At 41.5% G+C, this 11,287-nt stretch carries 12 protein-coding genes; 9 read left to right on the top strand and 3 right to left on the bottom strand.

The features are described from left to right. Positions 1-106: 106 nt before the first annotated feature. The 4 genes from MSG93_RS02270 (at position 107) to MSG93_RS02255 (ending at position 2,290) form a co-directional block, all read left to right on the top strand. Entirely contained in the window at positions 107-388 is a 282-nt protein-coding gene (locus MSG93_RS02270) for a hypothetical protein (RefSeq protein WP_324620291.1), read from the top strand. Positions 389-415: 27 nt separating this feature from the next. Further along, complete coding sequence (locus MSG93_RS02265) at positions 416-1,330, top strand: pseudouridine synthase (protein ID WP_324620289.1); 915 nt, start codon at positions 416-418, stop codon at positions 1,328-1,330. Between the two features lie 109 nt (positions 1,331-1,439). Then, positions 1,440-1,748 carry a type II toxin-antitoxin system RelB/DinJ family antitoxin gene (locus MSG93_RS02260; protein WP_005229661.1) on the top strand — a complete coding sequence of 103 codons (309 nt, stop codon included), beginning with the start codon at positions 1,440-1,442 and terminating at the stop codon, positions 1,746-1,748. A gap of 98 nt (positions 1,749-1,846) precedes the next feature. Then, entirely contained in the window at positions 1,847-2,290 is a 444-nt protein-coding gene (locus MSG93_RS02255; RefSeq protein WP_005229658.1) for a GNAT family N-acetyltransferase, read from the top strand. Here the strand turns inward: MSG93_RS02255 and MSG93_RS02250 are convergent, their stop codons facing one another. Continuing rightward, positions 2,291-3,004, bottom strand: coding sequence for a 16S rRNA pseudouridine(516) synthase (locus MSG93_RS02250; protein WP_324620286.1), 714 nt, complete (start codon positions 3,002-3,004; stop codon positions 2,291-2,293). A gap of 246 nt (positions 3,005-3,250) precedes the next feature. Between MSG93_RS02250 and MSG93_RS02245 the strand changes: the two genes are divergently transcribed. Beyond that, entirely contained in the window at positions 3,251-3,748 is a 498-nt protein-coding gene (locus MSG93_RS02245) for a glycine zipper 2TM domain-containing protein (RefSeq protein WP_005229653.1), read from the top strand. 143 nt (positions 3,749-3,891) lie between these two features. Further along, on the top strand, positions 3,892-4,893 hold the full coding sequence (locus MSG93_RS02240) for an LLM class flavin-dependent oxidoreductase (protein WP_324620283.1): 1,002 nt from the start codon (positions 3,892-3,894) through the stop codon (positions 4,891-4,893). A 41-nt stretch (positions 4,894-4,934) separates the two neighbouring features. Here the strand turns inward: MSG93_RS02240 and MSG93_RS02235 are convergent, their stop codons facing one another. Continuing rightward, on the bottom strand, positions 4,935-5,651 hold the full coding sequence (locus MSG93_RS02235) for a hypothetical protein (protein WP_324620281.1): 717 nt from the start codon (positions 5,649-5,651) through the stop codon (positions 4,935-4,937). 79 nt (positions 5,652-5,730) lie between these two features. Continuing rightward, complete coding sequence (gene ppsR, locus MSG93_RS02230) at positions 5,731-6,567, bottom strand: posphoenolpyruvate synthetase regulatory kinase/phosphorylase PpsR (RefSeq protein WP_005229647.1); 837 nt, start codon at positions 6,565-6,567, stop codon at positions 5,731-5,733. 158 nt (positions 6,568-6,725) lie between these two features. On the opposite strand from ppsR, the gene ppsA reads away from it, so the two are divergent. The 3 genes from ppsA (at position 6,726) to cyoA (ending at position 11,287) form a co-directional block, all read left to right on the top strand. Beyond that, positions 6,726-9,104: a phosphoenolpyruvate synthase gene (ppsA, locus tag MSG93_RS02225; RefSeq protein WP_004771590.1), complete on the top strand. Its 2,379-nt coding sequence runs from the start codon at positions 6,726-6,728 to the stop codon at positions 9,102-9,104. Positions 9,105-9,171: 67 nt separating this feature from the next. Continuing rightward, positions 9,172-9,936: an RDD family protein gene (locus tag MSG93_RS02220; RefSeq protein ID WP_199972491.1), complete on the top strand. Its 765-nt coding sequence runs from the start codon at positions 9,172-9,174 to the stop codon at positions 9,934-9,936. A 298-nt stretch (positions 9,937-10,234) separates the two neighbouring features. Beyond that, entirely contained in the window at positions 10,235-11,287 is a 1,053-nt protein-coding gene (gene cyoA, locus MSG93_RS02215; protein ID WP_005229642.1) for a ubiquinol oxidase subunit II, read from the top strand.

Raw genomic sequence — 11,287 nt, 5'->3', positions numbered from 1 at the left:
AATTGGGATGCTGGCTATGATAACATTGCCCTGCTTCAAAGCCTAATATCTAGGAAGAAGTTGCTACTTTTTAATGCAATTAAGATTTCAATATTAAAGGATAGAAATGTCTTCCGAATCTTTATTTATCAATTGTGCATGTCATGGTAAAAATTATGCTGCTGTGGTCTGCGGACATTTGATTCACAATAACAATCAACCTCTGGGCTTTATTGAAAATGTTTCAGATCCAACAAATCCACAAGGATGGTGTTTAGCATGTGAATATGTTTTCAATCGAGAAAATGGTATGACGGATTTATTTCATCGTTTTAATAAAATGTCTGTTGTCTGTACTCAATGTTATAACGAGATAAAAACTAGACATAATTTCTATCCCGACATGTAACCCCAAAAATCCAGTTATTTAGTACACATGATTAAATCTAATATTATTGAATTTACCCCGCCACTGATCGACGGCGTGAGTGCCAGTAAAGTCTTTTTACCTCATGATCGTTGTGCAAATACCATTTTTGACTATCTCTGCCAGCATTTCCCTCATATCCAGCCAGAAGAATGGCAACAACGCTTTGCCGATGGGCTGATCTATGCAGCAGATGGCACAAAACTCGGTATCGACAGCATTTACACGCCCAATACCCACATTTTTTATTATCGATTTCTCGTACACGAAATTCATGTACCCTTTCAGCATGAAATCTTATTTGAAAATGAAGATTTGCTGGTGGTCGATAAACCGCACTTCCTCACTATGACGCCAACTGGACAATATGTTCAGGAAACACTTTTGGTAAGATTAAAAAAGCAGACAGGTTATGCTGAGCTCACGCCTATTCACCGACTAGATCGCGAAACGGCGGGTGTGGTTTTATTCTGCAAAACACCCGCAACCCGCGGCATTTATCAGCAGCTGTTTGCCGAACGCCAAGTCAAAAAAACTTATCATGCCATTGCTGCCTATCAACCAGAACTCAACTTTCCAAAAACCTTGCAGTTGCATCTGGAAAAAGGCAACCCTTTTTACACCATGCAAATTAATCCTGATAAAACCCCGAATACGGAAACAATGATCGAGTTGCTGGAACACAACCAGCACCTTGCAAAATATCTGCTCAAACCGACAACAGGAAAGCAACACCAGTTACGTGTGCATTTAAATTATCTTGGCATTCCCATCTTAAATGATCCGTTTTATCCAGTTGTTGCACATAAAGCAGATGATGATTTTAGCCATCCATTACAGTTGTTGGCCAAGGAGATTCATTTTGTTGATCCGGTATTACAACAGCAAATGCACTTCAAATCCAATTTTGAACTGACATTGTAGATACACCGTAATGACAAAAATTCTATTTTTTCACCTCAAAAATATTGAAATTACATTGCAATGGTTTAAAATACATGACGATAACTAAAAATATGTGGTTACATTTTTTATGCGTAAAACAGAAGTTTATCAGGTTCGCCTCGATTCTCAGGAAAAGAAACAGGCTTTTGCCGTTTTTAAGCAGTTGGGTATCTCCCCTGCTCAAGCCGTTCGTCTTTTCTTTAAACAGGTTGTCCTGACCAAATCGATTCCTTTCGCAATTGAAAACCAGAACATTAATATGGAACAATTGCTTAAGTTACGTAAATCCAAAGCCGCTGCATCTGCCGAAAATCCGTCTGCGATCGAGATTGAGGATGATCATGAAGATCTATTCGAAGAGCTAAATGCACTATTGGGTGAAAGTGACAAAACTTAACAATGTTGCATTTATAAACAAGTTTTTATTTTTTAAGCTGAATTTTTTTCGCTATTCTGACAGTCCAAATAAAATTATAACTGTAAGGATGGGCTGGAATGATTGTTAAGCGAGCCACAAAGGAAGATCTTCATCAACTTGCTGTCTTGTTTGACGAATACCGTCAATTCTACGGTGCATCATCAAATCTTGAACAATCCTATCAATTTCTCAAACAACGTTTTGACAATAAAGAAAGTGTCATTTTTATTCATGTAAAAGACGATGTTATTACAGGTTTTGTTCTACTCTATCTTGCTTTTTCTTCGGTGGCCTGTGAAACCTATTATATTTTAGATGATGTCTATGTCACCCCAAGCTATCGCAAACAGGGTTCCGCCAAACAACTGATTGATACTGCCATCCTTTTTGCACGCCATGAAAATGCGCTACGAATTAGTCTGGAAACTCAAAAAAATAACTACCAATCCCATCGTCTCTATGAACACATGGGATTTATTCAGGACAGCGAATTTAAGACTTATCACTGCTTCTTGAAGTAATTAATCTTCTACCGCGATATTTTGACTCAACTGTTTTTGCTCAGCACTTAAATACATCCATTCACCTTCAGGCAGCTCAGGCACTTCAAGTAAACCCACTTGATGTCGGTGTAATGTTTCAACCTTATTCCCTACGGCAGCCAGCATTCGTTTGACTTGATGATAAACGCCTTGATGAATAGTCATGCTCAACTGATGTTCCGAAAATAATTTAACATCCGTTGCAGCAAAGATTCCTTTTTCATTTCGAAGTTCCACACCCTGCTGCAAGCTCTGAATTTGCTCAGGTGTGATCGGATCTGCGGTAGTGACATGATACACCTTAGGCACATGTTTGCGCGGATGAGTCAAGGCTTGTAAATATTGCCCATCATCAGTCAAAAGTAACAGACCTGTCGTGTCCTGATCCAGCCGCCCCACACACTGAATGCCACGATGCAGTAAAATTTCAGGAAATAAACTGAATACACTTTTATGATATGTGGCCTGATGTGAGCATTCATAGCCCTGCGGTTTATTCAAAACCAGATAAACATGCTCACGATATTGATATTCTTCACCAAACACCTGAAACAGCAACTGATCGGTATTGATATTCTGTTTGGGATTATCACACATCTGATGATCGATCTGGACAGAACCATTTTTAATTAACTGCTGGCAATACTTACGTGAACCAAAGCCTTGAGATTGCAAAATTTTTTCCAGCAGCATATCTAGATCCTAAACCAAACTTTTTCTATTGTACCTGATTAGCACAAAGCCCGTTGTTCATTGCTTACTCATTCTTTATTTTTATAATTTATTCACAATTTCTTCACTTGTAATAGAACCCATACAAAACCCTCGTGAAACACTCTCAATCCAGATATTGCGCTCCATAATTTCACTAAAAACTCTTGTTACATTTGTCCCAAGCAAAAAGAATACTGTCCAAAAGAATGGATAAGGAGTTTCATCATGAAAGCAAATATGTGGTTATGTAGCGTTATCTTGGCAACCTCGTCAATGGTGACTGTGGCACATGCAGACAATGCAACCCGCGTTGCGGCAACTTCAGCGTTAGGCAGTGTGGTCGGTACCGCATTAGGTAAACAATTTGGTGGTGATACCGGTGCCATGATTGGCTCGGCTATTGGTGGTGCTGGTGGTGCAGCTGCATCCAGTAATAAACGTAACCGTACCGAAGCTGCCATTGGTGGTGGTTTAGGTGGCGTCGGTGGTTATACTGTAGGTCGTAACATGGGTGGTTCCAACGGCGGTTATATTGGTGCAGCCTTAGGTGCGGCTGGTGGCGCAGCGCTCGGTCAAAAAGTTGGCCAAGATCGTGATGAAGACAGTCGCTATGACCGCCGTTATGACAATCGCCGTTCTTATGATGATCGCCGTTACTATAATTCACGTCATAACTATCGTCATGACAATGGACGCCATCGCGGCTGGTACAAAAATCGTTAATCCGATTGGTTTCTTATTCGCTTTACCTTTTATAGCACCTGCGGGTGCTTTTTTTATGGGCTGAAACAATATATCGAACAAATTCGATATACAAACTCAAACTTATATCGTAGTATTTCGATATATAGTTTTGAGATGTAATGATGAAAACACTACAAGATATAAAGTTCTCTATTCTGGAATTAGCTCCTGTTAGAGATGATAAGAGTATTGAATTTTCACTACGCCATGCTTTAGAGCTTGCACAGCATGCTGAAAAGTTAGGCTATGAACGTTTCTGGTTGGCCGAACATCACAATATGGATGGGATTGCCAGTTCTGCCACAGCGGTTTTATTAGGTTTTATTGCGGCAAACACTCAAAACATCCGTTTGGGTTCAGGCGGGATCATGCTGCCCAATCATGCACCATTGGTGGTGGCAGAACAATTCGGCACCTTGGCAACACTTTATCCAGATCGTTTTGAACTGGGTCTGGGCCGTGCACCGGGTACCGACCAGATGACCATGCGCGCATTACGTCGAGGACGTCAGGAAACAGAGGATCAATTTCCGCAAGATGTGCAGGAAATTTTACAATATTTTAAAGCACCGCAACCGGGTCAACGAATTATTGCAACGCCTGGGCAAAATACCCATGTACCAGTCTGGTTACTCGGTTCAAGTTTATTTAGTGCGCAACTGGCAGCCAAGCTGGGACTGCCCTACTCATTTGCTTCGCACTTTGCCCCAAGAATGTTAGGTCAGGCCATCGATATCTATCGGGATAATTTCCAGCCTTCTGAATATCTGGATCAACCTTATGTATCGATGGGTGTCCCGACCGTGGTTGCCGAAAGCGATGAAGAAGCTCAACATCTGGCAACCAGTTCTTATCAACGGATCTTGAACCTGATCCGGGGCCACAGCCTGAAACTCAAACCACCCATTGCATCGACTCAAGGTCTGGCAAACAGTTCTGAGCAACTTGCCATTCAGAATTTCTATGCCATGGCGCAAATCGGTTCAGCAGAAACAGTGAAAGCCGGTTTAAATAAAATTGCCAGTCAATATGAAGTAGATGAGTTTATTTTCACCTGTGATATTTACGACACCCAGAAACGGTTAGAAAACTTTAGCCTGTTGATGGACCTTAAAAACAGCTAAATGGCTATCTGAAAGTAAGCATTATTTTTCATAAATGATGCTTACTTCACGACGCCTATATACTGATAAACCGTATTGCTTTTGCGATAACGCAAATACTTGGCCTGTGGTTTTGAATTTTGATCCAGCAGCATAATATCAATCGTATTTAATTTTTTATCACTGCGAATATAATCAGGCACATCATTCCGATCTTCATGATTGTTACAGTCAAAATCAACCTGGCTATGATCCAGCAGCTTTGTTTTGGTCTGGAATAGCTTTATTGGCCGCACCGCTCCCGTTTTAATCGGCTGAAATGCTCCAATCGCATAAGCACCGACACAGCTGCTACCTTTATAATAGCTCTCAACCAGATAGACCGGTTGTTTCGCCAATATCGTTTGCTTTACATCAAAAATAAAACCTGTTTCAACTGCAGTTAAGTGCGTTTTGCCACCATTTTGAGTTTGCACATAAGAGGCGTATTCACCCATTGTTCCACCACCACCCACATCAAAAGTATAAAACTTTAACTGCTGATCCGGTGAAAACTGGATATACATATGGTAATGGTCTTGCAAAACAGGAAAGGAATATTTAAAGCTGGCTGGATCATGCTCGATTTTCTCGACGATTTCCGACTCGATTACGTGATTGACCTGATAAAAGTCTTTATTTGCATATTTTTGAATGAGCTTTTTTTCAAACTGCGCCAAGGTTTCCGCATGCGTTTGCGAAATTATCAGTAGAGCTAAAAGAACTATATATCTTTTCATTCTATTGTCCTGTTTTTATTATTCCCAAAATAAAAAAAGCGCAGCACATCGACCACGCTTTTTCTATTAAATCGCATTTTTAACCAATACGACGTTTTAAACCGGTCATTTGCAAAACACGGGTTGAGATTTCTTCAATCGACATTTCTGTGACATTGAGATATTTAATCCCTTCCGAGATATAGATGCCTTCAACTGCACGGAGTTCCATCTGGCACTGACTAAAACTTGAATAACGACTATTAGCCTTACGTTCATTACGAATCGCAACCAGACGCTCGGCATCAATCATCAGGCCAAACAGTTTGTTCTTATGTTCACGCAGCACTTTTGGCAAACGGTTGTCATCCAGGTCTTCCTCGGTTAAAGGGTAGTTTGCTACACGAATCCCGAATTGTAATGACAAATAAATCGAGGTTGGGGTTTTACCAGAGCGCGATACCCCAATCAAAATGATATCGGCTTTGTCATAATGACGTGTTCTGGCACCATCATCATTGTCCAGCGCAAAATGCACCGCATCGATACGGGCTTTATAATATTCAGAATCGGTAACCGCATGCGTTTGCCCGACCAAAGTGGTAGGCGGCACCCCGATTTCTTGTTCTAATTTACTGATCAGGCCTTCAAATACATCCAGATTAACCGCTTTGGCCGTATTAATGATTTCACGGACATTCGGATCAACCAAGGTATCAAAAACCAGCGGCAAAGAGCCATCCCGAGACTGGCAGGCATTGATCTCTGCCACAGCCACCATTGCGGCCTCTTCGGTCGCGATATAAGGCATGATATGGATGTCAAAATCCACGTTCGGAAATTGCGCAAGTAGTGAATGTCCAAGGGTTTCTGCAGTAATTGCGGTGCCATCCGAAATAAAAAAAACGCTCCGTTTAATTTCTTTACTTACGGGCATCAAAATTCTCCTTAAACATTTGTCTTAGTGCTCTATAATCTTTATAGTAAACTCATCTAACATGACTGTCGCTTAGTAAAATACTAAATCTAGGCACTTTTGTATAATTTCATACCAATGATGGTCATTCATACTGCAAAAAAAGTGGAGTAAATACTTTGGAAGCGCGCGTAATCGGTCTGGAAAAATTAGGAAAACACGATGTCGAACTCGTAGGTGGGAAAAACTCATCTCTGGGTGAAATGATCAGCCATTTATCCAATGCTGGTGTATCGGTACCAGGTGGTTTTGCAACAACTGCTGCTGCCTATCGTGAGTTCTTGGATCAAAGCGGCTTAAATGCTCGAATTCAGGCTGAACTTACCCAACTCAATGTTGATGATGTCATTGCACTTGCTGAGACTGGTGCAAAAATCCGTAAATGGATTGTTGACACTCCGCTTACTGCGACATTAGAACAAGAAATTCGTGATGCCTTTGCAGCACTTTCAAACGGTAACCCAGACATTGCCGTTGCTGTACGTTCTTCGGCAACTGCTGAAGACTTACCTGACGCTTCATTTGCAGGGCAACAAGAAACTTTCTTAAATATCCGCGGTATTGATAACATTCTTATCGCAATTAAAGAAGTATTTGCATCGCTTTATAATGACCGTGCCATTGCTTACCGTGTACACCAAGGTTTTGAACATAGTGTTGTTGCCCTTTCTGCTGGCGTACAACGTATGGTTCGTTCTGAAACTGGTGCTGCTGGTGTTATGTTTACACTTGATACCGAATCTGGTTTCCGTGATGTGGTGTTCATTACTGCATCTTATGGCTTGGGCGAAATGGTCGTACAAGGTGCGGTTAACCCTGACGAATTCTATTTATCAAAACCGCTGCTAAATGCCGGTAAACATTCTGTGTTACGTCGTAATCTCGGTTCTAAACACCAGAAAATGATTTATGGTGAAGAAGGTGCAGCGGGTAAATCAGTGGTGATCGTTGATGTTGAAAAACAGGAACGTCAACAGTTTGCCTTAAATGATCACGAGCTTCACGAATTAGCGAAGCAAGCTTTGATCATTGAACAGCATTATGGTTCTCCAATGGACATCGAATGGGCGAAAGATGGCGATGATGGCCAAATCTATATCGTTCAGGCACGTCCGGAAACAGTAAAAAGCCGCCAGAATGTCGGCACAATGGAACGCTACCTGTTAAAACAACGTGGTACTGTAATTTGTGAAGGCCGTTCAATCGGTCAACGCATTGGTTCAGGTAAAGTTCGTGTTGTGACTTCAATTAAAGAAATGGATAAGGTTCAGGACGGTGACGTACTAGTATCTGACATGACTGACCCAGACTGGGAACCAGTGATGAAGCGTGCTGCGGCTATTGTGACCAACCGTGGTGGTCGTACTTGTCACGCAGCTATTATTGCTCGTGAATTAGGTGTGCCTGCGATTGTCGGTTGTGGTAATGCAACAGAAGTACTTGCTGATGGTCAGGAAGTGACTGTTTCATGTGCTGAAGGTGATACTGGCTTCATTTATGAAGGTGCGCTTGACTTTGAAGTGCAACGTAACTCAATTCACTCTATGCCACAATTACCGTTCAAAATCATGATGAACGTCGGTAACCCTGACCGTGCATTTGACTTTGCCCAAATCCCGAATGAAGGGATCGGCCTTGCACGTCTTGAGTTCATCATTAACCGTATGATCGGCGTGCATCCGAAAGCATTGTTGAACATTGACAGCTTGCCACGTGAAACCCGTGCAGCAGTGATGGCGCGTACTGCGGGCTACTCTTCTCCAATCGAATTCTATGTCGAGAAACTGGTTGAAGGTATTTCTACCCTTGCAGCCGCATTTGCAGATAAGCCTGTGATCGTGCGTATGTCTGACTTCAAGTCAAACGAATATGCCAACCTGATCGGCGGTAAATTGTACGAGCCAGAAGAAGAAAACCCGATGTTGGGTTTCCGTGGTGCAAGTCGTTATGTTTCAGATAACTTCCGTGACTGCTTTGAACTTGAATGCCGTGCCTTGAAAAAAGTTCGTGATGAAATGGGTCTAACCAATATTCAAATCATGATCCCATTCGTACGTACGGTTTCTGAAGCTAAACGTGTGATCGAATTACTTGCTCAAAACGGCCTAAAACGTGGTGAGAACGGTCTCAAAGTGATCATGATGTGTGAACTTCCTACCAATGCATTATTGGCTGAACAGTTCCTTGAGCACTTCGATGGTTTCTCGATCGGTTCAAACGACTTGACCCAGTTAACACTTGGTCTGGATCGTGATTCCGGTATCGTGTCGCACCTGTTCGATGAACGTGATCCTGCAGTGAAAGCGCTTCTTTCTATGGCAATTCATGCGTGCCGTAAAGCAGGCAAATATGTCGGTATTTGTGGTCAAGGTCCTTCGGATCATCCTGATCTTGCAAAATGGCTCATGGAACAAGGAATTGAATCTGTATCATTAAATCCTGACTCAGTCCTTGACACCTGGTTCTTCCTTGCTGAAGAGCAAATCAAGAAAGCCTAATCTTTTTTAGAAAAAGACCCTCTCTGGCAGGGTCTTTTTTCATCTTTAGAATAGAGAATTTTTATTTATGCAAATTTACTTGGCTCGTAACAATCAACAAGCTGGTCCCTATAGTTTAGAACAAGTGAACCAAATGCTTGCCAGTCAACAAGTTTTATTGACGGATCTGGCTTGGCACGAAGGTATGGCTGAATGGAAAACACTTGGTGAACTTACTCAAGGTAAACTTGTATACGAACCTGTAGGTTACTCAGCTTTTGCTGCCCCCGTTGCAACCGAAAGCAATGAGTCTTCTTTTAAAATCAAGGTGGAGCAAAAAGCCAAACCTGAATTGGCGCCTTTTCACTCTCGTGCGCTGGCAAAAGTCTTGGACTTGATGCTTTGGTTGCCAATGGCAGCCATTCCTTCATTCTTTTTTAATGAAGCTCAATATAAAGAATTATTTGAAATTCAAAAGCAATTACAGACAGCGCAAGTTGCGTCGAGTAAAGCGGTTGAATTACAACAACAGCTAATGCAGCTCATCCCCAATGAAGCCTGGATGAGTATTTTTGCCTACTTGATTATCATGTTGATGATTCAGGCTTTTTTTATTGCAAAATCAGGCCAGAGTATAGGTAAGAAAATTGCAAAAATTAAAATTGTAGATGCTGAAACATTGACCCAGGTCAGCTCAATTCGGGCTTTCTGGTTACGCAGCATTCTCTTTATTATTCTCAATTTACTGTTTATGCCATTTATTACAATTGTTGATTATGCTTTCTTCGCATTGAACAAAAATCGTCAAACCCTGCACGATAAATTGGCTAAAACTAAGGTAATTAAACAGTAGTCACAATTCGATAAAGAAAAGAGGATTTAATCCTCTTTTCTTTTATATTAAATTGATATCTATACAAAAAGAACTTAACTCAACCTTAATTCCTACAAGATAAATCGGGTTTTAAAACAAGCATTTCAGGCCACTTTATCAGTAGCTTAGTTCTTCAATATGAGGCATAATGCCCAACAACGTAGCGGTGTCGCGTGATTGCTAAGCATTTTTTAAACAATTCTTATCAATCACGCGACACTTTAATCGCTATCCCATAATTTAATTAGGGAATGGGACTCTTCACCGAGGTTGTAAAATGAGACAAACGATTTTAGCTGTATTGTCTTTATCTGCGATGGCCGCGCTCTTAACTGGGTGTGGCGGTGATATGGTACTTCTAAACAATAAAGGTCCAGTTGGTCAAGGTCAAAGTAACTTGATGATGACTGCGATCTATTTAATGCTATTGGTGGTAATTCCATCAATTATTATGGCATTGTGGTTTGGTTGGAAATATCGCGCGTCGAATAAAGATGCAGACTATAAACCTACTTGGGCACACTCTACGACAATTGAGATCGTTGTTTGGGGTGTTCCTGTCATTATTATTGGTATTTTAGCTTGGTTAACTTGGTGGGGTTCCCACAAGTACGACCCTTACCGTCCGTTAGAATCTGATAAAGCACCATTGACTATTCAAGCTGTCGCTGAACAGTTCAAGTGGATTTTTATCTATCCTGAGCAAAACATTGCAACGGTAAACGAAGTACGCTTCCCAGAGCAAACACCAGTAAGCTTTAAGATCACTTCTAACTTTACGATGAACTCGTTCTTCATCCCGCAGTTAGGCGGCCAGATCTATGCAATGGCTGGTATGCAAACTCACCTGCACCTGTTAGCAGATGAACCAGGTGTTTTCCGTGGTTTCTCAGCAAACTATTCAGGTTATGGTTTCTCACAAATGCGCTTTAAAGCACACAGCGTGACTGAGCCGGAATTTGCGCAATGGGTAGAAGCAGTTAAAGCTGGTAATGGTACAAGTATTAACCCTGAAGCAATTCAGAAAGGTACACTTGACCAAGCTGAATTAGCAACTTTGAAAGATGGCGATCGTTCTAAGCATCAGATCGAGCATTTAGTCAACCGTGCTAAAGCTGCTGGTGATGAAGAAGCGCTTGCTAAAGCTGAAGCGATGAAACCGTTCCCGACTAAGCCACACCCAGTGACTTATTACTCATCAGTTGAACCAAAATTGTTTGAAACAATTATCAACCATTATATGAGTAACTATCACGGTGCTGACCATTCTGCTGGACATGCAACAGCAGAAACTCATGCTGCAGCAGAACACGCTGCTCAAGGGGAATAA

Origin of the sequence: Acinetobacter sp. IK40 (assembly GCF_035615075.1) — a bacterium.
Taxonomy (GTDB): Bacteria; Pseudomonadota; Gammaproteobacteria; order Pseudomonadales; family Moraxellaceae; genus Acinetobacter; species Acinetobacter courvalinii.
The sequence above is the reverse complement of the archived record's forward strand: the minus strand, read 5'-3'. Positions and strand labels throughout refer to the sequence as shown.